Source organism: Streptomyces inhibens, assembly GCF_022221585.1.
GTDB classification, from domain to species: domain Bacteria; phylum Actinomycetota; class Actinomycetes; order Streptomycetales; family Streptomycetaceae; genus Streptomyces; species Streptomyces inhibens.
The window spans coordinates 1294009-1317644 of record NZ_CP084681.1 but is presented as its reverse complement, the minus strand read 5'-3'; the positions used below and the strand labels follow the sequence as shown (position 1 = coordinate 1317644).

Genomic DNA, 23636 nt, shown 5'->3' with positions numbered 1-23636 from the left:
AGCGCCGCCGTCCCGCTCCCGGGCCATCGTGGGAGTGGTGCTCAGGAAATACAGCCGGCCTTGGGCGTGGCGCTGATGCAGCCGGCCTTGGGCGCCGCGCTGATGCAGCCGTTCTTCGCCGCCTGCGTGGCGGAGTTGGCGGCGAGCCAGTTCTGCCAGACGGTGTCCTGGGCCATCTTCTTGATGAGCTGCTCCATGGGGACCTCCGGTGAGAGTGCGGAAGACGGACGGGGCCCGGGCGGCGGCAGTGATCGCCTTCCCCGGACCGGGCATACGGCGCTGACCTGCGCTGATGCCGCTGCACCGAAAGTAAAAGAATGACCAAGCGAATGTCAATGAAGCGCAATACCGCCGGCCGTGGAAGCATGCCCGGCGCGCCAACTTTGGCGGAATTGCGTCGAGATGATCAACCGCGGAACCATATGACGAGCAGTCAGGACGGATCGTCCGTGCGCGCCCGGTGCGGGCATTGCGCCGCACGGCGGCCGTCGTTCGGGTGACCTGCCGAGCAGGTCCCGGGGCCCACGGCCACGGGTGGGGAACGATCACGACCAGTTACCCGCTCATCGGTTCCAGCTCCAGGGGGTCTGCCGTGCGCATTCTGCTCATCGCCGGCGCATTCAACAGCCTGACGCAGCGCGTGTACGCCGAACTCGGCGACAGCGGGTACCACGTGAGCGTGGAGCTGGTGACGCGAGAGACGCCGCTCCCCGAGGTCGTACACCGTCATGCGCCCGATCTGATCGTGGCGCCGATGCTCAAGACGGCCGTTCCCCGCGAGGTGTGGTCCGCGTACACCTGCCTGATCGTGCACCCCGGCCCCGTCGGCGACCGCGGCCCTTCCTCGGTGGACTGGGCGGTACACCTGGGCGCCGACCGATGGGGCGTCACGGTCCTGCAGGCCAATGAGGAGATGGACGCCGGTGATGTCTGGGCCGCGGCGAGCTGCCCGGTCCCCGATGTGGGCAAGAGCGATCTCTACCGGAACGAGATCGCCGATGCCGCGATCGAGGCGGTGCTGTCCGCCGTCGAACGCTGCGCGTCCGGCACCCACCGCCCGCAACCGCAGGACTCGCTGCCCGCCGCCGCGAAACCCGGCCGCCCCCGGCCGCCCTTCCGCCAGGAACGCCGCCGGATCGACTGGCACCTGGACCCCACCGACACCGTCGTACGCAAACTGCGCGCTGCCGACTCGCAGCCCGGCGTACGGGACGAACTGCTCGGCGACACCTGGCATTTGCACGGCGGCCACCCGGAGGACACCCTGACGGGCCGGCCGGGCGAACTGCTCGCCACCCGATGTGGCGCGATCTGCCGGGCGACGGCCGACGGCGCGGTATGGATCCCCGAACTGCGGCCGCCACGCGCCCCGGGGCGGCCCGGCACCGTCAAACTCCCCGCCACTCTGGCACTGGGCGACCGTCTCCCACCCGTGCCCGAGGTCCCCGCACCGCTCGCCCCCGGCGACGGCGGCCCTCGCACCTGGGCCGACATCCGCTACCACGAGGACGGCCCGGCCGGCTTCCTGGAGTTCTCTTTCCCCGGCGGCGCGATGAGCACCGACCACTGCCGGCGGCTGCTCGCCGCCTACCACCACGCCTGCGCCCGGCCGACCTCTGTGCTGGTCCTCGGCGGCCGACGGGACTTCTTCTCCAACGGCATCCATCTGAACGTCATCGAGGCCGCCGCCGACCCCGCCGAGGAGTCCTGGGCCAACATCAACGCGATGGACGACCTGGTGCATGCCGTCCTGACGACCACCGACCGGCTGGTGGTCGCCGTGCTCGGCGGCAATGCCGCGGCCGGCGGGGCGATGCTGGCCCTGGCCGCCGACGAGGTGTGGTGCCGCTCGGCCGTCGTGCTCAACCCCCACTACCGGCTGATGGGGCTCTACGGCTCGGAATACTGGACGTACACCCTGCCCGGCCGGGCCGGCTCCGAGGTGGCCGCACAGCTCACCGAACGCGCCCTGCCGATCACCGCGGCGGCCGGGCAGCGGCTCGGGCTGGTGGACCGGCTCATCGACTGCGCCCCGCAGGAGTTCGCCGCACAGACCGCCCATCTCGCCGTCCGGCTGGCGTCGTCACCCGCGACCCAGGCCCGGATCGCCACGAAGAAGGCCGACCGGGAACGCGACGAGGCCGAACGGCCGCTCGCCGCCTACCGGGAGGACGAACTGGCCCGTATGCACCGCATCTTCTACGACCCGGACCAGCCCTACCATGCCCTACGACGCGCCTTCGTCCGCAAGGAACCAGCCGCCGGTACCCCGTCGCACCTCAACGCCGGCCCTGCCGGGGCATTGTCCGGCGGGGCCGGATGAGGGACAACACGGATCTCTCCGGCGCGACGAAGCCGCCGCCGGTTCCGGTCCCCTCCCTCTGACGGGTCGACAGGCGTTGGCCGAAAGGTGACGCCCGGGGAGGCAGCCGTACGCGGTCGGCCGAGGGACGGTGGCCGGCCCCCGACCGGCCATCGTCCCCCCTGTGCGTACGGGCGGCGTCCGCCGCGGCGAAACCCGGCTAAGACGTGGGCTGGTACTTGTACCCGATGCCGAAGACCGTGCTGATCGAGTCGCGCAGCCCCGGTCCCAGGCGCCGGCGCAGCCGTGCGATATGGACATCGACGGTGCGGGTGCTGGACTGGCAGCTGGGCCAGACGGCAGCCATCAGCTGCTCCCTGGTGAAGGCGCGCCGTGGATGCAGCACAAGATGGGCCAGCAGATCGAATTCCAGCCGTGGCAGGCCGAGTTGGCGGCCCTTGATGAAGACGGTCCGGGCCGCGGTATCGATCCGGATCGGCTCCGGCCGGGGCCGGGCGGCCGGTTGCTCGTCGCGGTGGCGCGATTCCTCACGCGGCGGCGCCAGGATGATGTGGACCTCGTCCGAGGGCAGCCGGTGGACCGATACGGGTTCCAGGTCGTGCAGGGTCAGTTGCCACGTGCCGTCGGGAAGCCGGTCGACCGCCAGGGGTGGCCCTTCGCCGGGCCCGGCTATTTCCGGGCGGCCGAAGTCGGCGTCCGGTCGCAACGCAAGCGGGGTCGTCGAGGAGTTCATAAACATGATCTGGGCCCATTCCTCTTGCAAAGCAGGCGTGTACGGACAGACATGGCGGTGCTCGACGTTCAAGGGTGCTGAGGTGCTACGCAGCGAGCGCGACGCAGTCCGGTGGTGAGGCGGGGACGGCGCATAGGCACTCGTGATGCGGGTGCGCCGAGCGGGGGCGATCGCTCCGTTCGTGCCGTAAGAACGCTCGCGCCCATGCCCGTACTCGGCCATGACGTGGTGCGAAGCCACGGCCTCCGGTCCAGACGAACGCTACATGTGATCGCGCGCTTCCGGAAAGTAGCTTCCGCTAATTCGGTTGCTCTTGAGCCGAATCCGTGTTGTCCGGCGCCAAGTCGGGCGGCGGGGTGGTGTGTTGCATCCAGTAGGCCGTTGTTTCGTTCAACAAAACGCACAAGAAATTCATGGCGGGCCGTCGGCTCGGGCGGACGGTGCCCGCCCGGGTGGTCGCGTCCGGCCGGGCGATCGCGCGCCGCCCGCCCCGGGTTCGGTGCCGCTCTCCCCGGCTTCGGGGGAGCCGTCCGCCCCGGCCTCGGTGCCACCCCCGGCCGGCATGGCTGGAAAGCATCGTGAAGTGGCCGAGAGCTATGAGCAGTTACCGAACGGGCTCCGGCGCCACGGTGCGGCGACCCTCCGCCCGCGGGCGTGTCTGCGCCACCGGGGCCGAGTTGTGGGTCCCGGTCCGACCCACGATCAGCCTTGATGTCCGCCGAAGCGGAGGGGTATCCGATAACGTTGTCCAGTTGTGGATGTTCTGTGAACATGTGAATATGCCAAATAAATGCTCAGCGGCGTATCGGGCGGCAAAGTGGAGAGGTTCAGGAGATCGGCCGGAAAGTTGTTTCCTCTTCAATCTCATCAAGACTAAAAGGTGCGGAACCAGATATTCCAGGCGACTTGTTTTCGCGATGAGTTGATGATGAGTAGGGTGTGACCCCTGCCACTTGACCGGTGGTAGGGATCCAGCTGAATTCGGCACGGCTGGAATGCGGTGTGGGGGATGACGCCTTCGTGACCGGGAGGGGACCATGGCGGCCGGCTCTTTCGAGGGGCAGTACGTGTGGAGTCCAGCGGCCAATGACCGAGCGCTGGCGCGCGCGTGTATGGACGTTAGGACCGGACGGTACTTCAGCGCGCACGAGGTTCTGAAGGAAGCCCGGGACGATTTCGAGGTCCGGGCGCACCGGTCGCTGGTGCTGGCCTCCGAGGCGGCCGACTCGGACCTGGCGGAGCGCTGGCTGGCCGAAGAACCGGGCCCCGAGGCGGCGTTGCTCTGGGCGCGGGTGGCGATGCTCCGGGCCCTGCGCATGGCCGACGCCGGCGACCGCCGAAAGGGCGCCCTGGCGCGGATAGCGCAAACGGCGTGTGAGCGGGCCGCCAAGCTGCTTCCCGAGGACCCCACCCCCTGGGTGGCCCAGCTGGCGCTGTCGCGCCTGGACCGCCCGCGGGACCCCGCGCCACAGGGCCTGCTGACCGCACCGCCCGGCCCGTGGTACCTCTTCGCCCACATCCTCCGGCTCGCCCCCTGGCACCGCGAGGCGCACCACCGTTTCCTGTCGTTCTTCTTCACCCGCTACGGCGGTTCGTCCAGCGCGAGCTGGGACGTTGCCGCGTTCCTGAGCCAGCGGGCCGCGGCCGCCTCGCCGCTCCGGCTGCTGCCGCTGGTGGCCCTGGTCGAGGACTACAACCCGTCCGCCCTGCTCGCGGACCGCACATGGGAGCAACCCCAGTGGATCTCCACCGCGATGGGCATCTACCGCAACTGGTTTCCGCGGGCGGCCGATTACCGCTTCACGCCGGTGCTCGACCTGGCGTATCTGGCGCATGCGCTGTTCATGGCGAAGCGTGAATTCGAGGCACGGGAAGTCTTCACGGCCATGGGGCCGTACGCCTCACGTATGCCCTGGAGCGCATTCGGCGATCCCGCGGAGCAATTGACCAAGGCCAGACGCTCCTGCGGACTCCCCGTTCCGCATGACGCCTGATACGCGCCGGATCAATGGCCGCGAAAATCCGCCCGAGCCGCTCCACGCCTTTTCCTTTCCTACCCCCTATCTGTTCTCCGTCTGCTCTGAATCCGCCCCACCTGTTCGATCAGCTCAGCCCGCCAATTCCCCCCTTGGTTCCCCCCAGAAAGGTTGCGGTTGTGTCCGAGCGTACGTCCCCGGCCCGCTCGAAAGCCCCTCACCCGGAAGATCCCGTCACGCTCGATGATGACGCGACGCTCCATGCCATGGGTTATCCGCGGAAACTGACCCGCAGATTCCGCGCATTCGACAATTTCGCCATTTCCTTCACCATCATCAACATCATCTCCGGAATCTTCTCGTCCTTCGGGTTCGGCATGAACGCCGGCGGCCCGCGGGTCCTGATCTTCGGCTGGATCGGCGTATCGGTGATGGTGCTGTTCGTCGGCGCCGCCATGGGCGAGATCGCCTCCGCCTACCCGACCAGCGGCGCGCTCTACTTCTCGGCCGGCAAGCTGGCCAAGCGGCACCAGGGCGCCTGGTCCTGGTACACGGGCTGGCTCAACTTCGTCGGCCAGGTCGGCGGCACGGCCGCCACCAACTTCGCCGCCGCCACCTTCATCCAGGCATTCATCGCCATGCAGTGGCCGTCCTACGAGCCGACGCCGCAACAGACGGTCGGTATCACCGCGGTCATCCTCATTGTCCAGGCGCTGGCCAACACCTATACGGTGCGGCTGGTTGCGGTCGTGAACCGGATTTCCGTGTGGTGGCTACTGATCGGCATGGTGGTGATCGTCGGCGCGCTGACGGTGATACCCGACCACCATCAGTCGCCGTCGTTCGTCACCCACTTCGCCAACAACACCGGCTTCACGCATGCGATTTACGGCGGAATGCTGGGGCTGCTCGTCACCAGCTGGACCTTCACCGGTTTCGACGGAAGTTTCCACATGTCCGAAGAAACGGTGAAGGCAACGGTCAACGCGCCCAGGGGCATCATGCGGGCGATCAGCTACTCCGCGATCACCGGGTTGATCCTCATGCTCGCACTGGTGTACGCGATCCGCGACTATGGCCACGCCGCGACCGCCGAGGCACCGCCGGTGCAGATTCTCATCGACGCGCTCGGCCAAAGCACCGCCAAGTTCCTGCTGTTGATCGTTATCGGCGCCATGCTGTTCTGCGGTCTCGCCAACATGACCAGCAATACCCGGCAGATCTTCGCCTTCTCCCGCGACGGCGCGATGCCCGGCTCCCGTTGGTGGCATTCGGTGTCCGCGCGCACCCGTACGCCCGTCAAGGCGGTCTGGCTCGCCGCGGCCTGCCCCCTGGTGCTGGTGCTGCCCGGCTGGTGGTCCCACACCGCCTTCACCGCGGTGGTGAGCGTCAACGTCGTCGGGCTGTTCCTCGCCTACGCCGTGCCGATCTTCCTGCGGCTGCGGCTCGACGACTTCCAGGCCGGACCCTGGAACCTCGGCCGCTACGGCAAGCCGGTCGCGGCGATCGCGGTGACCTGGATCCTGATCAGCAATGTGCTGTTCATGCTGCCCCAGGCGTACCCGATCACCCCGGCCTCGTTCAACTACGCCCCGATCGCGCTGGCAGTGGTGCTGATCATCGCCACCGTGTGGTGGTTCGCCACCGCCCGACGGCGCTTCCAGGGCCCGGTCAGCTACGGCCGCCCCGACGAGGTCGCCGCCATGGACCTGATCTAGCGCCCGCCCGGCGGACCAGGGCCGACAGGCCCTGGCGCGCCCGCCTCACCACGGGCGGCCCGGCCGGTCGCGACGCCCCGGCCGGCCCGCCCCGCACAGCACCACACCCGATTCCGCCCCCTGCCCCCACAAGAAGGGACGAACCGCGCCATGCCCCACATCGGCGAAGCCCCGCACCACCAGCCGGCCGCGACCGGCGAACTCACCGTCACCACCGCCTCGTTGGACGACTGGCACGAGGTGGCGCAGTGGGCCGCCGACGAAGAGTGGAATCCCGGGCGCGGGGACACCGCCTGCTTCCACCCCACCGACCCCGCCGGCTTCTTCATCGGCCGGCTCGGCGGACGGACCGTCTCCGCGGTCTCGGTCGTCAACTACTCCGACGTCTACGCCTTCCTCGGCTACTACCTCGTCCACCCCGACCACCGCGGACAGGGCCTGGGCCTCGCCACCTGGCGCGCCGCCTTCCCGCACGCCGGCACCCGTACCGTCGGCCTCGACGCGGTCCCCGAGCAGCAAGCCACCTACAAGCGCGCCGGGTTCACCCCCGCCTACGACACCCTCCGCTACGCGGGACGCCCCACCCGCCCCGGCACGCCGCCGTCCTCGGACGTCGTCCCCGTCACCGCCGCCCACCTCGACGCCCTCGCCGCCTATGACCGGCACTGCTTCCCCGCCGACCGGCGCGCCTTTGTCGCCCGCTGGCTGACGGCCCCCGGCCACACCGCCCGCGCGTATGTGCGCGACGGCGTCATCGCCGGCTACGGAGTGATCCGCCCGGCCCGCACCGGCCACCGCATCGGCCCGCTCTTCGCCGACACCCCCGAGGCCGCGGAGGCGCTCTTCGACGCCCTCACCGCGTCCCTCGACCCGGCCGACGAGGTCTTCCTCGACATCCCCGAGCCCCGTCGCGCCGCCCACACCCTGGTCACCACGCGCGGCCTGACCCCGCGGTCGCACACCGTACGCATGTACACCGGCCCGGTCCCGCCTACGGAGCAGCAACGCACCTTCGCCGTGACGAGTCTTGAACTCGGCTAAGGCGTGTCCTGCGCCCTCACGGCACGGCGCGGTCGGGAGTGGTCGTGGTCGCCATCGTGGCAGGGAGGTCTGACCATGCGGTGGCGATCAATGCGGGGGTGACCGGGGCGGCGAAGGCCCCTCCGGCGGCTCAGGCGCCGACCACCCCGTCGATGCCCTCGCGGAGGAAGTCCGCATGGCCGTTGTGGCGGGCGTACTCATGGATCAGGTGGAGCATCACGAGGCGCAGCGAGACATGCTCGCCCCAGCGGGGCTGGTAGCCCGTTACGTCGAGTGAGGCCGCCTGCTGTTCGATGCGGCGGGAGTGTGCCACCTCGGTCTGCCAGGCGTCGAACGCCTCCGCCCGAGTGGCCGTGCTCGCGTCGTACGCCGCCTGGTAGTCGCCCTCGGCCGACCAGACGAGCGGGACGTCCTCACCGTTGATCACCCGGCGGAACCAGCTGCGCTCCACCTCGGCCATGTGCCGCACCAGACCGAGCAGGGTGAGTGTGGAGGGTGGCATCGAGCGGCTGCGCAACTCCTCGTCGGAGAGGCCGTCGGTCTTCATGGCAAGGGTGGCCCGGTGGAAGTCGAGATAGGCCCGCAGGGTCTCCCGCTCGCCTGCGCGTACCGGCGGGGAGATGCGTTCGGTGGTCATGGCTGAATTCCTTATGTACGGCGAGGCCCGGAGCGGGACTCGGCCGAGGGGATCTTGCCGAGCGGCGCGGGCCGCCGCAAGGGGTTTTCCTTTCGCGGACGACTTCACCGGCCGTACGCTCAACACCGCCCGGTGGACGACCCGTTGCGACGGGAGGAAGGCGGTTGGCGGTCGCAGCGGGGTCTCCAGGACGCGCGCGGGTGCGCCGTCCGGGCCGAGCGGCCGGCCGCTCGGCCCGGACGGACCGACGCCACTGACCGGCACCGCGACCCGCGCGGCCGGGCGGATGCCACCGCCCGCTCGCGCGCAGCTGGGCGGCCCCGGACGGGCGAGCCGCCCGTCCGGGGCCGGTGCTCAGGAACTCACGGCAGATACCGCTCGATGGCGCCGGGGCCTTCCTCGGCGATCAGGCGCCTGGCCCATTCCAGGCTCGCGGGGGTGGGCTCGCGCCCGGACGCCTTCACCAGGTCCTCCGGGTCGTAGGGCCGCTCGCTACCGGTGTACAGCTCGGCCGGCCGTCGCTCGGCCGACTGCTCCCTGCCATTGGTCGTCACAGGTCCTCCTCTGTCCGCGCCCGCCGAGTCGCCGGGACCTCGCTTGGTTCCATCATGAGGCTGCCTCCGAACACCCGCACGATGTACGCCGGGCGAGCCCGGGCCCAGGCTTCGCCCGGCGCGTCAGCCGACCGGCCCAGGCGCCCCGGAATACCGCGGCGGATACGCCTGCTCGGTCCAGATCGTCTTGCCGTACGGCGTGTAGCGCGTGCCCCAGCGCTGCACCAGCTGCGCGACGATGAAGAGCCCCCGCCCACCCTCGTCGTCGCTGGCGGCGTACCGCAGATGCGGCGAGGTGTGGCCGGTGTCCGACACCTCGGTCAGCAGGGTCCGGTCGCGCAGCAGCCGCAGATGCAGCGGCCCCGAAGCATGCCGTACGGCGTTGGTGACCAGCTCGCTGACCACGAGCTCGGTCGCGTAGGACAGCTCCTCCAGGCCCCACTCCCGCAGCTGCCGGGTGGCCAGCTCGCGGGCCTTGCCCGCCGCGGCCGGTTCGGCGGGCAGCTCCCAGGCCGTCACCTGCCGGGTGTCCAGCTCGCGGGTGCGCACCAGCAGCAGCGCCGAGTCGTCGGCGGCCGACCCGTCCGGCAGCAGCTCGGCCAGCGCATGGTCACACAGCTCTTCCAGCGGTCTGCGGTGCTCGCCCAGCACCCGGCTCAGGATCTCCAGCCCCTCGTCGACATCCCGGTTGCGGGCCTCGACCAGCCCGTTGGTAAAGAGCCCGATGAGGCTGCCCACCGGCAGCTGGATCTCCAGCGATTCGAACGGCAGGCCCCCGAGGCCCAGTGGTGGGCCGGCCGGCAGATCCGGGAAGTACAGCCCGCCCTCCGGGTCGACGACGGCTGGTGGCAGATGGCCGGCCCGCGCCATGGTGCAGTGCCGCGAGACCGGGTCGTAGACCGCGTACAGGCAGGTCACGCCGGTGGCGACGTCGTACGGGCCGGCGTCCGGGCCGTCCGTGGCCGCCTGGTCCTCCGCGGTCTGGCCCACCAGGTCGTCCAGCCGGGTCAGCAGCTCGTCGGGGGACAGATCCAGCCGGGCCAGGGCGCGTACGGTCGTCCGCAGCCGCCCCATGGTCGCCGCCGCCTGGAGCCCATGGCCGACCACGTCCCCGACGACCAGTCCGACCCGGGTACCGGAGAGGGCGATGACATCGAACCAGTCGCCGCCGACCCCGGCCCGGTCGTCGCTGGGGAGATAGCGGTGGGCCAGATCGACGGCGGACTGCGGCGGCAGATGCTGGGGCAGCAGAGTGCGCTGGAGGGTCAGCGAGGCGGCGTGCTCGCGGGTGAAGCGGCGCGCGTTGTCCAGGCATACCGCGGTACGGATGACCAGCTCGTCGGCGAGTTCGATCTCCCCCTTGTCGAACAGCGACGGGTACTCGCTGCGGATGAAGGTGACCAGTCCCATCGGGGTGCCGCCGGCCCGCAGCGGCACGACCATGGCGCTCTCCCCGCAGACCATCCCGCCGGAGGACATGCTGCGGTACTGGAGCGAGCCCGGCGGGTACTCGATGTCGTACGGGCGGTGCGGCGCGGCGTCCGCCGGATCGTCGGCGGAGCGGGTGGCGACGCGGACCAGCAGGGGCAGGATGCCGTTGCCCGGTTCCGTCTCCTCGCCTTCCAGCACGGACTGCATCAGGTCGACCGTGACCACGGAGGCGAAGTCCGGCACCGCCACCTCGGTGACCTCCCGGGCGGTGACGGCCATGTCGAGCGTGGTGCCGATCCGGGTGCCGGCCTCCACCAGGAGGTTCAGCCGGCGCTGTGCCTGGTAGCGCTCGGTGATGTCGAAGGCGTCCTCGCACACCCCGAGCACCTGCCCGTGGGCGTCCTGCAGCCGGTAGTAGGAGCAGGACCAGACATGGTCGCTCCCGGGGTCGGAGGGCTGCTGACCGACGAAGTGAAGATCGAGGACCGGCTCGCCGGTGTCGAGGACATGTTGCATGACCGCTTCGAGCGTCCTCGGATACCCCTCGGTCACGAACTCGCCGTCCGGGTACAGCGCATCGGCCAAGGTGCCGACGAATTCCTGCAGCGGCAGCCCGATCTCCTGCACAAACGCGGTATTCGCCCAGGTCAGCCGCAGCTCGGTGTCGTAGATGCCCAGGCCGACCGGGGACTCGGTGGCCAGCCCGTGCAGCATCGCCTGCTGGGACTCCCACACCCGCTGTGCCTCCAGCTCGGTCACCGTCAGAAGGCGGGCCGGCGCGGTCTCGTCGGCGTCCCGCGTGACGCTCAGCGGGCAGGCCGTGATCGCCACCCGCAGCAGCCGGCCGTCCTGGTGCCGCGCGGTACGCGGCTCGCTGCCGCTCAGCGGGGTCTGCGGCGGCTGCTCGGCCGCGGGGGGACCGGCCGCCTCGGCGGCCGGCAAGAACGTCTCCAACGGGCGCCCGATGATGTCAGCCGGCCGGTATCCCAGCAGTCGCCGGGCCGCCGGGCTCCACCCGATGACCATGTCCTGGGCATCCAGAACCGCTGTGGCCGCCCTGGTGACGTCGAGGGGACCACGGAAGTCGGCGCCGCCCGCCGCGTTCCATGCGTTCATGGCATCAACCCAGCCCGGTTCAGTAACTACAGCATCGAGCCTGATCAAGACCGGCACAACCGCGCTGGCGGGGGGCGCGTCCTTGGTGCGGCCCCGGCCGGTCGCTGGCAGAGTGGGAAAGGGTGCTGAGCAACAGGAGGCAGATGTCATGTCGGCCCATGGCCCCGCCACTCCCGTACGTGGCGCTCCGTGCTGGGTCAGTCTGATGGCCCGCGATCTGGAGGCCGCGCAGGAGTTCTACTCCGCCGTCCTGGGCTGGCGGTTCCGGCCGGCCAGTCTCGGCGAGGAGTTCTCCGTGGCGATGGCCGACGGGGAGCCGGTCGCCGGCATCGGCGCCCTCGCCCGCAACTACCAGGTCGCCGTGGCCTGGACCTCGTACTTCGCCGTGGCGAATGCCGACGACACCGCGGACCGCATCCGCGAGCGCGGGGCGACCGTCGCCGTCGGCCCGATCAAGCTCGGCCCCGGGCGCGCCGCGCTGGCCGCCGACCCCGACGGCGCCACCTTCGGCTTCTGGGAAGGCCAGACGCTGGCCTGGTCGGTCGGGCAGGGCAACGCACCCGCCTGCCTGGAACTGCGCACCCGTGACGCCTTCGCCGCCGCCATCTTCTACGCGGAGGTCTTCGGCTGGGCCAGCGGCGAGCCGGGCGGCTGCGATGTGACCTACGAACACGACCAGGTCATCGTCCGCGACGGTACGCACACCGTCGCCACCCTGCGCGGTGGCGGCGTCGAGGACGCCCCGGACCCCCGGGTGCGCCCCCGCTGGCATGTCCACTTCCCGGTCCAGGACATCGAGAAGGTGACCGCCACCGCGGTCGCCGCCGGCGGGACCGTCACCCCCGTGACACCGACCGCGGACGGCGAGGGCTCCCAGGCCGTCATCCGCGACCCCGACGGCGGTCTGTTCACCGTCGTCTCGGCCTGAGCGCCTGAGCGCCTGAGCGCCTGAGCGCCTGACCGTCGGTCCGCCCCTCACCGGCCCTGCTCCGCCTCCAACGGCGGACACCACGACGACTGCTTCTGCCCGCCGACCCGGCCGCAGAACCCCGCCTGGGCCGGCCTGCCCACACCGTCGATGTGCTGCACGGACAGCAGCTTGTCCAACGGGACCTGGCGGTCCACATCGCCGCCGAAGCTGATGATGCCGCTCTCCCCGTCGAGCGCCTTGTCGCCGTGGACGCCGCTGATCGCATGCCATACCGCGGGCGGTGTCAGCGGCATCTGCGCGGCCTCCTCGCGCAGTTGCTTGACCGCGTTGATGTACAGCTTGACGGCGTCGAAGCCGAGCGCCGCATGGCCGTCCAGCGAAGAGCTCGCGACCTTGGCGCACTCCTCGGGGAACAGCTTGCTCAACTCCGCGTACAGCTCGCTGGTGCCGTCGCAGCGCGCCGAGCCCAGCGTGAAGTCCAGGAAGTCGTACGGAATCCCGGGATAGTGCTCTCGGCGGTCCGCGTCGGCGGCCAGCCGTGCCACATCGTCGCCGCCGATGATCGTGGGCGGATCCGAGTTGCAGGACTCGTTGATGCCGCCGAGCAGCGACTCGAAATCCTCCGAGCGCCCCGCGAAGAACACCACACCCGGATAGGAACAACTGCGCTGGCCGACCGCCCCCGGGCCGGGGGCGTCCGACGAGGGCTCCTCGCCCGGCGGCGGGGGCGGGGTGAAGGAGGTTCTCTCGACCGCGAACCCGCGCCCGCGAAAGCGCAGGGCGACATCGTCGCCGAGAGTCTTGCTGTAGGTGTCGCTGGGATCGGCGGAGCCGATGATCCGCACCCGCCGGGTCGGCCGCTTCGTGCCCTGTCCCACGAGGTGGTCGGCGTACGCGGCGGCGACATCCGCCTCCCTGGTGTTCTGCGGCGACACCTGGAAGTACATGGGGGACTGCCGTACCAGCGAGTCCGCCGACAGGGTCGTGGCCACCATCGGCAGCCCCACCGCGGTCAGCTTGCGTATCGTCCGGTTGGTCGCCTCCCGGCTCTGGTCGAGCCCGGTGACCCCGACGAGGGACGGATCCTGCTGTTTGAGCTGTTCCAGGATGTCCACGACCTGGGTGCCGAAGCGCATTCCCGACCCGGCGTTGGCGGGGAAGATGCGCAGAATCGGCTCCGTGGCGCCGGTGCTGCGCAGCTGCCGGGACTGGGCGCTGGCCGCGCCCTGGAGTGCCTCACGCCCGTAGGCGAGCTGCCCGGTCGGCTTGCCCGAGACGCTGAGCAGCGCCGACAGATGGACCAGGGTGACGAACGGGCGTTCCGGCGACGCCTGGTGCGCCTCCTCGGCGCGGCTGTTCTGGGCGTAGATGGTCCGCAAGGTCGTGTCGAGCGACGGATCGGGGGAGTGGAAGGTGAAGCCGTGCCGGGCCACCCCGATGCACTCGCCGGTCCCGGCGGTGCGCAGGGTGGCCGCATCGTCCTCGAAGCGGCTCAGACCGCAGTGCGCCTGCCGGTAGTTGCTCTCCCCGCCCAGCACCAGCCCGCCCGCCCCCAGCAGAGCGACGAGCGCACCGCACACCGCCACCACGGACACCACCCGGCGCGCCCACAACGGCGGTTCGGGGATCCGCAGCCGGGCGTCCTGGGCGACCTCCAGCCGCCGGGTCAGCTCGTAGCTCTCCTCGGACGGCGGCATCAGCCGTGGCACGGTGACCGGTAGATACCAGGGCGCGCGATTACGGGCCCGGCCCTGGTGCAGAAAGGTGTCCCGCCAGCCGCCGTAGAGCCGGTCGGAGAGCTCCCACAGCGAGCTGTGGCCCCAGTCGGCACGGATCGGGGTGCCGTCCGCGGGCGGCTCGGCACCACAGCTGATCACCAGCAGCGGATCAAAGGCGCCGGTCTCGTTGCGTACGTCGATGACGGCCTGCAGCAGCGGATAGCCGCAGTTGCCCGGGCCCACGCCGTCCAGCAGCGCCACGCAGTACGCGGTGCGCCGGGCCGTACGGGGTCGCCAGATGCGGCGGCGGAACGCGACCCGCAGATCCTCCAGGAAGGCGTTGACCATCAACTTGCGTAACTGTTCCGGGTCTTCGACCTGGTTGTGCGGTGCGGTCAGCCGCTCGGCGAAGCCTATGAACGTGCCCGGGTCGCGCGGCGCGAGATAGGGCTGGTTGAGCAGCCAGCGGTACTCACAGCCCAGCCCGCGGCGGACCCGGAACCACGCGAGCGGAAAGACATGGACGGCGAACAGCCATACCCACCACGGCACATTGCCGTCCACCGCGAGCTCGGTCTCCGGGGAGCGCAGCAGCCCGAACAGCCGCCGGCGCCGGAACTCCCGCTCCCGCAGTCCTTGCAGCAGGGTGTGGTCATTGCCCTCCAGGCCGCCCGTGTAGCCGGGGCCGTTGCCCACGCCGGTCTGTGTCAGCCAGTTGACCAGGCCGAACCGGCGGAAGCGGACCCGTCCGTCGCTGCCGTTGACGCTGAGCGCGAAGCCTTGCGCCAGCCGCTCCAGGGTGCGGCGCACCGCCTCGACGGACTCCGGGTCCGAGGACGAGGTGTCGGTGCGGAGATCGTGCAGACAGTGCGGTACCCGCCGGGGATCGGCGTGGCTGAGGAAGTAGCTGATGCCCTTGGCGAGTTGGGGATGATCGTCACCGCCCACCAGACAGATCACCGGAAGGCCTTCCCGCCCCTGCGCCACTCCGCGGTGGCGCACCGGCTCCGGACACTCCCGGCGCCGTGGCCTGCGCACCAGATCGGCGATCAGGCGGAGCAGATGCCCGGCTCCGCGGAAGACGGGGATAGGGGAATCGAGTTCGTTCGACGCCATGATTTCCCTGAGGGAGGGTCGGAGTAGGGCCGGTATTTTGACACCGCTCCGCGGGCGGTCGCTATGGTTCCGCCACACTCAGGGGCCCCGTCGTGCGCAGCGGCCCCGCCCACCGGCGTCGTTGCGGGTGGGCGGGGCCGAAGCCACCGTGAATTTCCTTTTGTCTGTGGTCGGTCCGGCGAGCGGTCAGTTCAGCGAATCACCGCTTCCCATACCGGGGTCACTGCTGCCGCCGGCTCCCGGGTCCTGGGCACCGGTACCGGGGTCCTGGGTACCCGCACCGGGGTCCTGGGCGCCGGTACCCGGGTCTTCCGTCCCCGTGCCGGGGTCCTGGGTGCCCGTACCGGGGTCTTCCGTCCCCGTGCCGGCGTTCCCGGCCCCTGCGTTCCCTGCACCGGCGTTCCCGGCCCCCGTGTCGCCGCCGCCCGCGCCGTTGCCGCCGCCACCGCCGGCACCGATCTCCGCACCCGTGGCCTCCAGCGCGTCGGTGACCGGCTGGAAGAAAGTCTCGCCGCCCTGGGTGCAGTCGCCGCTGCCGCCGGAGGTCAGTCCGACGGCCGAGTCGCCGGAGAACATCGAGCCGCCGCTGTCGCCCGGCTCGGCACAGACGTCCGTCTGTATGAGGCCGTTGACGATATCGCCGTTGCCGTAATTCACCGTGGCGTCAAGGCCGGTGACGGTGCCGTCGTGGAGTCCGGTGGTGCTGCCCGACCGCTGCACCTTCATGCCGACGGCGGCCTCCGCGGCCTTGGTGATCTGCTGGGTGCTGCCGTTGCCCAGGTCGACCGCGCTCTGCGGCTGCGCGCCCGGGTCGTCATAGGTGACCAGCGCGAAGTCGGTCTTCGGGAACTGCGAGTCCGCCACGGTGCCCAGCGGCTGACCGCCCCCCTGGTCCGCCGACCAGGTCTTGGAGTCGTTGCCGCAGTGACCCGCCGTCAGGAACGCGGGCGCGCCCTTGACCGTGACGTTGAAGCCCAGGGAGCAGCGCGCATTGCCGCCGAAGATGGCACTGCCGCCGACCGGCCCCGCGGCCTGCCCGCCGCCTTGCGCACCGCCGGCTCCCGCCGCACTGCCCGCGTCGTCGCCGTCGTACCGAGTGAACTCGCCCCGCGACCGCTTGACGGTGACCAGATCGCTCATACCGCCGGTGGTCTTGGACAGTTGGGCCATCTTCGCGCCGGTGACCGTTCTGTCGGCGAGCACCACGATCTTGTTGGTCTTCGGGTCGATCGACCACGCCGTGCCGGGCACCGAGGCGTTCTCGCGCAGGGTCTGCGCGCCGGCCTTCAGTGCGGTCATGCTGTGGCGTACGACCTTGGCGACGGCACCCTTGGCGGTGACGCTCTCGGCGTCGTCCTGCGACAGCACGTTCATGACCAGGTGGCCGTTCGCACCGTCCAGGTACCAGCCGGCGGCCTTGTCCCCGAGATCCGCCTTGAGGGCCGTCGCCAGCTGGGTGGCCGAGTGGGCGCTGAACGTCCGCGGGGCCGTTGGCGTGTCCGTGCTCGCGTTGGCGTTGGGAAGCAGGATCGCCGCGGCCGCGATGGCGGCAGCGGCCGCGCCGACGATGGCGCCCGTCCGCTTGTTGACGTGTCGGTGGCTCAATTCACTGACCTCCAGGGACGCACAGGTACGAAGCACACGGGAGGCCGCGGTGCGTCGCGTCGGTACCCGTGCGGTGTTGCCACCCAGTCGTACGTAACCCCGGGCACCCCGGTCTCATGGCCACTCACGCTGTGATGAATTCCGCCGCCCGCGGCCGGGACCCCCTACACTCCCGGCCGCCTCACGGGCGTAAAGGGCAGCTGTGATCGCGCTTAAGAAAACCTCGATGGACCGGGCGGCCGACGTAAGGAAGATTTTCCGGCGGAGATCGGGCGGCCGGGGCGCCCCCGGCAAGCACGCACTCTTACGCACGGGAGCCACCGCGGTGAAGGCACTGGTCAAGCAGAAGGCGGAGCCGGGACTCTGGCTCATGGACGTGCCGGAACCGGCCATGGGCCCGGGCGACGTACTGATCAAGGTGCTGCGCACCGGCATCTGCGGCACGGATCTGCACATCCGCGCCTGGGACGGCTGGGCCCAGCAGTCGCTGGCCACTCCGCTGACCATCGGCCATGAATTCGTCGGCGAGGTGGTGGACACCGGCCGCGATGTGGCCGACGTCAAGGCCGGCGACCTGGTCAGCGGCGAGGGCCACCTCGTCTGCGGGAAGTGCCGCAACTGTCTCGCGGGCCGCCGTCATCTGTGCCGGTCCACGGTCGGCCTCGGCGTCGGCCGGGATGGTGCCTTCGCCGAGTACGTGGCGCTGCCGGCCGCCAATGTGTGGGTGCACCGCGTCCCCGTCGACCTCGACATCGCCGCCGTCTTCGATCCGTTCGGCAACGCCGTGCACACGGCGCTGTCGTTCCCGCTGGTCGGCGAGGATGTGCTGATCACGGGCGCCGGACCGATCGGGATCATGGCCGCGGCCGTCGCCCGGCACGCGGGCGCCCGCAATGTCGTGATCACCGACGTCAGCGAGCCGCGCCTCGACCTGGCCCGCAAGGTCGGTGTGAGCCTCGCCCTCAACGTCGCCGAGACGACCATCGCCGACGGCCAGCGTGAGCTGGGCCTGCGTGAGGGCTTCGACATCGGACTGGAGATGTCCGGCCGGCCCGAGGCGATGCGGGACATGATCGCCAACATGACGCACGGCGGCCGGATCGCCGTGCTCGGCCTGCCGTCGCAGGAGTTCCCCGTCGACTGGTCCCGGATCGTCACCTCCATGATCACGATCAAGGGCATCTACGGCCGGGAGATGTTCGAGACCTGGTACGCGATGTCCGTGCTGCTCGAAGGCGGTCTGGACCTCGCGCCGGTGATCACCGGCCGCTACTCGCACCAGGACTTCGACGCCGCCTTCGACGACGCCGCCAGCGGCCGCAGCGGCAAGATCATCCTCGACTGGACCAGCTGACCCGCCGCCCGTCCCGCCCCACCCCGATTCCTGGAGAAACCCTGATGTTCGACTCCGTACGCGACGACCTCCGCGGCACCCTCGACGAGATCCGCGCCGCCGGCCTGCACAAGCCCGAGCGCGTCATCGGCACCCCGCAGTCCGCCACCGTCGCGGTCACCGCGGGCGGCAACCCCGGCGAGGTCCTCAACTTCTGCGCCAACAACTACCTCGGTCTCGCCGACCACCCCGAGGTCGTCGCGGCCGCCCACGCGGCGCTCGACCGCTGGGGCTACGGCCTCGCCTCGGTCCGCTTCATCTGCGGCACCCAGGAGGTCCACAAGGAGCTGGAGCAGCGGATCTCCGGCTTCCTCGGCCAGGAGGACACCATCCTCTACTCCTCCTGCTTCGACGCCAACGGCGGTGTCTTCGAGACGCTGCTCGGCCCGGACGACGCGGTCATCTCCGACGCCCTCAACCACGCCTCCATCATCGACGGCATCCGGCTCTCCAAGGCCCGCCGCTTCCGCTACGCCAACCGCGACATGGCGGATCTGGAACGGCAGTTGAAGGAGGCGGGGAGCGCGGGCCGCAAGCTCGTCGTCACCGACGGCGTCTTCTCCATGGACGGCTATGTGGCACCGCTGCGCGAGATCTGCGACCTGGCCGACCGCTACGGCGCCATGGTGATGGTCGACGACTCGCACGCGGTCGGCTTCGTCGGCCCCGGCGGCCGCGGCACCCCCGAACTGCACGACGTGATGGACCGCGTCGACATCATCACCGGCACCCTCGGCAAGGCCCTCGGCGGCGCCTCCGGCGGCTATGTCGCGGCCCGCGCCGAGATCGTCGCGCTGCTGCGCCAGCGCTCGCGCCCCTACCTCTTCTCCAACTCGCTCGCCCCGGTGATCGCGGCCGCCTCGCTCAAGGTGCTCGACCTGCTGGAGTCGGCCGGTGAGCTGCGTGAACGGCTACACGCCAACACCGCGCTGTTCCGCTCCCGGATGACCGAGGAGGGCTTCGACATCCTCCCCGGCGACCACGCCATCGCCCCCGTCATGATCGGCGACGCGGCCGAGGCGGCCAAGATGGCGGAGCTGCTCCTGGAGCGCGGCGTCTACGTCATCGGCTTCTCCTACCCCGTCGTCCCGCAGGGCCAGGCGCGGATCCGGGTGCAGCTGTCCGCGGCCCACTCCACCGAGGACGTCAACCGCGCGGTCGACGCGTTCATCGATGCGAGGTCCGCGCTGGGGCAGTGACGCGACCCGAGCGTCACTGCTGCGAAACTGGAAACATGATCGAAGCACGACGGCTGCACATCCTCCGTGCGGTGGCCGACCACCGCACGGTCACCGCCGCGGCCGCCGCGCTCTATCTCACGCCCTCGGCGGTCTCCCAGCAGCTGGCCGCCCTGGAACAGGAGACCGGCCACCGCCTTGTGGAGCGCAGCGCCCGCGGTGTACGGCTGACCGCCGCGGGCGACATCCTGCTCACCCACGCCAACGCCGTCCTGGCACAGCTGGAGCGCGCCGAGTCCGAGCTCGCCGCCTACGGCTCGGGCGAGGCGGGCACGGTGACCGTCGCGGCCTTCGCCACCGGCATCGGCCTGGTCGTCGCGCCCGCCCTCACCGCGCTCGCCCGCTCCGCGCCCGGCATCCGGGTCCGTGTCCAGGACGCCGAGGGCGACGCCAGCCTGCGGATGGTCCTCGACCGGCAGGTCGATGTCGCGGTGGCCGTCGAATACCGGGGCGCACCGGGCGCGGACGACCCACGGCTGACCCGCGTCCCGCTCTACGCCGAGCCGTTCGACGCCGTACTCCCGCCCGGCCACCGCCTCGCCGACGCGCCACAGGTGGCCGTGGCCGACCTCGCGGGCGACCTCTGGATCGGCCCCTACCCCGGCAACCCCTGCCATGACGTGGTCGTCCTGGCCTGCGAATACGCCGGCTTCCAGCCCCGCCTGGAACACTCCTCCGACGACTTCCGCGCCGTCGTCGCCCTCGCCTCCGCAGCGGCGGGCGTGGCCCTCGTCCCCCGCTCGGCCCTGCGCGACATGGACCTCACGGGGGTGGTGGTCCGCCCCGTCGACGATGTGGCCCCCACCCGCAAGGTCTTCGCCGCGGTACGCCGCGGAGCCGAGGAGCACCCGCTCTTCCGCCCGGTCCTTGCCGCCCTCCAGGAAGCGGCGGCGCCTCAGGGGTGAGGGGCGCAGGAACGCCGCTCGTCCGGATCGTGTCCGAGGTGCCGACCGGAGCCGGTCATGGCAGGCTCGTCACGGCGGCGGCGGTGAGGAGGCGAGGCGATGTCGGTCGGCCCCACCGGCCCGGTCGGCGGAGCACCGGCCACCGTGCCCGAGGATCCGTACGCGATGGTGCGCACCGGCGGGTATCTGAAGCTTCTGCTGGTGGCGACGGTGATCGGGGTCCCGGTCTGTGCCGCCTCGTTCGGCTTTCTCACGCTGGTCCATGCACTCGAACCGCTGATCAATGAGGACCTGCCGCGGGCGCTCGGCTTCGCCGGGACGCCGCTGTGGTGGCCGCTGCCGATGCTCGCAGTGGCCGGTCTCCTGGTCGGGCTGACCATCCGTTACCTCCCCGGCAACGGTGGCCATGAGCCGGCCGACGGGCTGACGGTCGGCGGCGCGCCCGCCCTCTCGGCGCTCCCCGGGATCGTGCTCGCGGCCCTGGCCTCCCTCAGCTTCGGCGCGGTGCTCGGCCCCGAGGCGCCGCTCATCGCCCTCGGCGGTGGACTGGCCGTGGGCGCCGTACGGCTGATGAACCTGAACATGCCGGGCCGGGCCGTCGCCACGGTGGGCGCCGCCGGCAGTTTCGCGGCGGTCAGCGCGCTGCTCGGCTCCCCGCTCCTGGGCGCGTTCCTGCTGATGGAGGTCTCGGGGCTGAGCGGTCCCATGCTCGGGATGATGCTGGTGCCCGGTCTGCTGGCGTCCGGCATCGGTGCGCTGATCTTCATCGGGCTGGGGAACTGGACCGGCCTCGGTACGTACTCGCTCGCACTGCACGACATCCCCCGGGCCACGGAGCCGACGCTCGCGGAGTTCGGCTGGGCGCTGGTCATCGGGGTGGCTGCCGCGGTCGTCGCGTCCGGTGTACGGCGGCTCTCGCTGTTCCTCAAGGGGCGGGTGGTCCGTCACCGGGTACCGGCGACGGTGGTGATGGGCCTGGTGGTGGGGGCGCTGGCGGTCGGTTTCGCCGAGGCGACCGGCAAGCCCGCGACCGAAATGCTCTATTCGGGCCAGTCGGCGCTGGGTTCGCTCTTCCGTGACAGCGCCGGCTATTCGGTGGCGGCGCTGCTGCTCCTCGTCCTGTGCAAGGGCCTGGCGTACTGCGCTTCGCTGAGCGCCTTCCGGGGCGGCCCCATCTTCCCGGCGCTGTTCATCGGGGCTGCGGGCGGTGTGGCGCTCTCGCATCTGCCCGGTCTCTCGCTCACCCCGGGCTTCGCGATGGGCGTCGGGGCGATGTGCGTCGCGATGCTCAGGCTCCCGATGACGTCGGTGCTGTTGGCCACGTTGCTGATGGGCTACAACGGTCTCACCGTCATGCCGCTGGTGATCGTCGCCGTGGTCGTCTCCTACGTCGTGGCGCTGCGGCTCACCCCGGCCGCCCCCGCGACCCCGCCGGCCGCCGGGTGACCGGCCCGTTCAGCGGCGCGGCGTCCGGCCCGTACGGGTCCAGGTGGCCAACTGGCGCTCCGTCCAGGTGTTGATGACCCGGTCTGCCGGCACACCGCACTCCTCGGCGCGGGCACAGCCGTAGATCTGCCAGTCGAGTTGGCCCGGAGCATGCGCATCGCTGTCGATCGAGAAGAGGGTCCCCGTCTCCAGCGCCTGGCGCAGCAGCCGGCGTGGCGGATCGAAGCGGTCCGGACGACAGTTGATCTCCACCGCGGTGTGGTGTTCGGCGCAGGCCGCGAACACCTCCCCGGCGTCGAACTGCGACTCCGGGCGGAGCTTGCCGGTGATCTGCCGCCCGGTGCAGTGCCCGAGCACATCGACGAGCGGATTGCGGACCGCGGCCAGCAGCCGCCGGGTCATCGGTGCCCTCTCCATCCGCAGTTTGGAGTGCACCGATGCCACCACCACATCGAGCTGCTCCAACAGCTCCGGCTCCTGGTCGAGCGCGCCGTCGTCGAGGATGTCGCACTCGATCCCGGTCAGCAGCCGGAACGGCGCCAGCCGTTCGTTCACCTCGGCCACCAGCGACAGTTGCTGCCGCAGCCGCTCGGCGGTCAGTCCGCGGGCGACGGTGAGTCTGGGGGAGTGGTCGGTCAGCACACACCACTTGTGCCCCAGGCCGCGGGCGGTCCTGGCCATCGTCGCGACCGGGCTGCCGCCGTCCGACCAGTCCGAGTGCAGATGGCAGTCGCCGCGCAGCGCCCGCCGCAGCCGCGCTCCCCGCTCCCCTTCGACCAGCGGCCCGCCCGCCTCGTCCTCCAGATGTGCCAGATACTCGGGCCGCACCTCCGCGAGCGCCTCCTCGACCACTCGGGCGGTCTTGGGCCCCAGCCCTTTGAGCCGCCCCAGCGAACCGTCGTGGGCGCGCTTTTGCAGCTCGTCGGGGGAGAGCGCGCCGATCGCCGCCGCGGCCGTACGGAACGCCTGTACGCGGTAGGTCACCGCCCCCTGTCGCTCCAGCAGAAAGGCGATCCGCTCCAGCGCCTCGACGGGGTCCACGTACGGCTCCTTCCCGGTCCGCCGGTCCCGCGGTCTCCTTTCACCGTGCCCCAGCCGGTGAGCGGCTGCCACCGGGGCGGTAAATCGGCCATTTCTGGCGGGTCCGAAGCCCGCGTTGTTATGCGGTTATGTCCGTTCTACCGCCGGTCGATCCGTGTCCAGGGGAATGGCGTACGGATAGTGCCGATGATTCCGTTGAATACCCTCAACACCTGCAATGCCGCCCATGAAGTCCGGGCGAATCGGTCATGGTTAATGCCGGTGCAACATTCGGCGGGCTCCGTCGGGAGCGTGTGCCGGAGTTCGCCGTCCACCCCGTGTCAACGAACCGCAAAAATCGGCGGTCTTCAAAGAATCTGCACACTGAATGCGCAGTCGGCACACGGCCTTCCGTGTCGCTTCCCCGCGCTGACCTGCGCCTAAGCGGTTTGATGCGGGAATGTCCCGTTCGCCTGCGGTGCGTACGACGGCCCCCCGGAAAGGAAACGGGGGAAGATGTGAAGAAGCTGTTACTCATTCATGGACACGCGTGCACGTCAGGTAATTTGGCAGGCCGATGATGTCCCGATCAGCACCGGTCGGATTAGCAGCACAACGCGCCCGCATGCTTTGATCCTTCACACTGCGAGAGACACACCAACGGTTCCCGATTTCGGGCACCCGACTCCCGCTGCCGCGGCCGGACCACCCACCGGACGGTTCGGGCGCGGCTTT

17 protein-coding genes are annotated in these 23636 nt (G+C 70.6%); 9 read left to right on the top strand and 8 right to left on the bottom strand.

Features of this window, described 5'->3' with window-relative positions:
* Positions 1–41 precede the first annotated feature (41 nt).
* The gene (locus KI385_RS06170; RefSeq protein ID WP_181923569.1) at positions 42–197 is read right to left on the bottom strand and encodes a hypothetical protein; all 156 of its coding nucleotides are present in this window, start codon (positions 195–197) and stop codon (positions 42–44) included.
* 395 nt (positions 198–592) lie between these two features.
* Here KI385_RS06170 and KI385_RS06165 point away from each other — a divergent pair, with 395 nt between their 5' ends.
* A complete protein-coding gene (locus KI385_RS06165; RefSeq protein ID WP_238571209.1) occupies positions 593–2323 on the top strand; it encodes a hydrogenase maturation protein in 1731 nt (576 codons plus the stop codon).
* 199 nt (positions 2324–2522) lie between these two features.
* Here the strand turns inward: KI385_RS06165 and KI385_RS06160 are convergent, their stop codons facing one another.
* Positions 2523–3056, bottom strand: coding sequence for a winged helix-turn-helix domain-containing protein (locus KI385_RS06160; RefSeq protein ID WP_238571208.1), 534 nt, complete (start codon positions 3054–3056; stop codon positions 2523–2525).
* A gap of 1037 nt (positions 3057–4093) precedes the next feature.
* On the opposite strand from KI385_RS06160, the gene KI385_RS06155 reads away from it, so the two are divergent.
* The 3 genes from KI385_RS06155 (at position 4094) to KI385_RS06145 (ending at position 7791) form a co-directional block, all read left to right on the top strand.
* Positions 4094–5050, top strand: a complete 957-nt coding sequence (locus tag KI385_RS06155) for a hypothetical protein (RefSeq protein WP_238571207.1) — start codon at positions 4094–4096, stop codon at positions 5048–5050.
* 248 nt (positions 5051–5298) lie between these two features.
* Positions 5299–6750, top strand: a complete 1452-nt coding sequence (locus KI385_RS06150) for an amino acid permease (RefSeq protein WP_238571206.1) — start codon at positions 5299–5301, stop codon at positions 6748–6750.
* 150 nt (positions 6751–6900) lie between these two features.
* A complete protein-coding gene (locus KI385_RS06145; RefSeq protein ID WP_238571205.1) occupies positions 6901–7791 on the top strand; it encodes a GNAT family N-acetyltransferase in 891 nt (296 codons plus the stop codon).
* Between the two features lie 130 nt (positions 7792–7921).
* On the opposite strand, the gene KI385_RS06140 is transcribed toward KI385_RS06145, so the two are convergent.
* The 3 genes from KI385_RS06140 to KI385_RS06130 form a co-directional block, all read right to left on the bottom strand.
* Entirely contained in the window at positions 7922–8428 is a 507-nt protein-coding gene (locus tag KI385_RS06140) for a DinB family protein (RefSeq protein WP_128504902.1), read from the bottom strand.
* A gap of 362 nt (positions 8429–8790) precedes the next feature.
* Complete coding sequence (locus tag KI385_RS06135; RefSeq protein ID WP_128504900.1) at positions 8791–8982, bottom strand: hypothetical protein; 192 nt, start codon at positions 8980–8982, stop codon at positions 8791–8793.
* Between the two features lie 123 nt (positions 8983–9105).
* The gene (locus KI385_RS06130) at positions 9106–11529 is read right to left on the bottom strand and encodes a SpoIIE family protein phosphatase (protein WP_238571204.1); all 2424 of its coding nucleotides are present in this window, start codon (positions 11527–11529) and stop codon (positions 9106–9108) included.
* A 148-nt stretch (positions 11530–11677) separates the two neighbouring features.
* Between KI385_RS06130 and KI385_RS06125 the strand changes: the two genes are divergently transcribed.
* Positions 11678–12457: a VOC family protein gene (locus KI385_RS06125; protein ID WP_238571203.1), complete on the top strand. Its 780-nt coding sequence runs from the start codon at positions 11678–11680 to the stop codon at positions 12455–12457.
* Positions 12458–12504: 47 nt separating this feature from the next.
* Here KI385_RS06125 and KI385_RS06120 read toward each other — a convergent pair whose 3' ends face one another.
* Both KI385_RS06120 and KI385_RS06115 read right to left on the bottom strand, forming a co-directional pair.
* Entirely contained in the window at positions 12505–15294 is a 2790-nt protein-coding gene (locus KI385_RS06120; RefSeq protein ID WP_238571202.1) for a hypothetical protein, read from the bottom strand.
* Positions 15295–15480: 186 nt separating this feature from the next.
* Positions 15481–16899, bottom strand: a complete 1419-nt coding sequence (locus tag KI385_RS06115) for a S1 family peptidase (RefSeq protein WP_238571201.1) — start codon at positions 16897–16899, stop codon at positions 15481–15483.
* 325 nt (positions 16900–17224) lie between these two features.
* Here KI385_RS06115 and tdh point away from each other — a divergent pair, with 325 nt between their 5' ends.
* The 4 genes from tdh to KI385_RS06095 all read left to right on the top strand — a co-directional run bounded on the left by tdh (position 17225) and on the right by KI385_RS06095 (position 21881).
* Positions 17225–18253 (top strand): L-threonine 3-dehydrogenase, encoded by a 1029-nt coding sequence (tdh, locus tag KI385_RS06110; RefSeq protein ID WP_238571200.1) that lies wholly within the window; start codon positions 17225–17227, stop codon positions 18251–18253.
* 44 nt (positions 18254–18297) lie between these two features.
* On the top strand, positions 18298–19491 hold the full coding sequence (locus KI385_RS06105; protein ID WP_238571199.1) for a glycine C-acetyltransferase: 1194 nt from the start codon (positions 18298–18300) through the stop codon (positions 19489–19491).
* 35 nt (positions 19492–19526) lie between these two features.
* Positions 19527–20435 carry a LysR family transcriptional regulator gene (locus KI385_RS06100; RefSeq protein WP_238571198.1) on the top strand — a complete coding sequence of 303 codons (909 nt, stop codon included), beginning with the start codon at positions 19527–19529 and terminating at the stop codon, positions 20433–20435.
* A gap of 99 nt (positions 20436–20534) precedes the next feature.
* Entirely contained in the window at positions 20535–21881 is a 1347-nt protein-coding gene (locus tag KI385_RS06095; protein ID WP_238571197.1) for a chloride channel protein, read from the top strand.
* Between the two features lie 9 nt (positions 21882–21890).
* Here the strand turns inward: KI385_RS06095 and KI385_RS06090 are convergent, their stop codons facing one another.
* Positions 21891–22922 (bottom strand): PHP domain-containing protein, encoded by a 1032-nt coding sequence (locus KI385_RS06090; protein ID WP_238571196.1) that lies wholly within the window; start codon positions 22920–22922, stop codon positions 21891–21893.
* Positions 22923–23636: the final 714 nt, after the last annotated feature.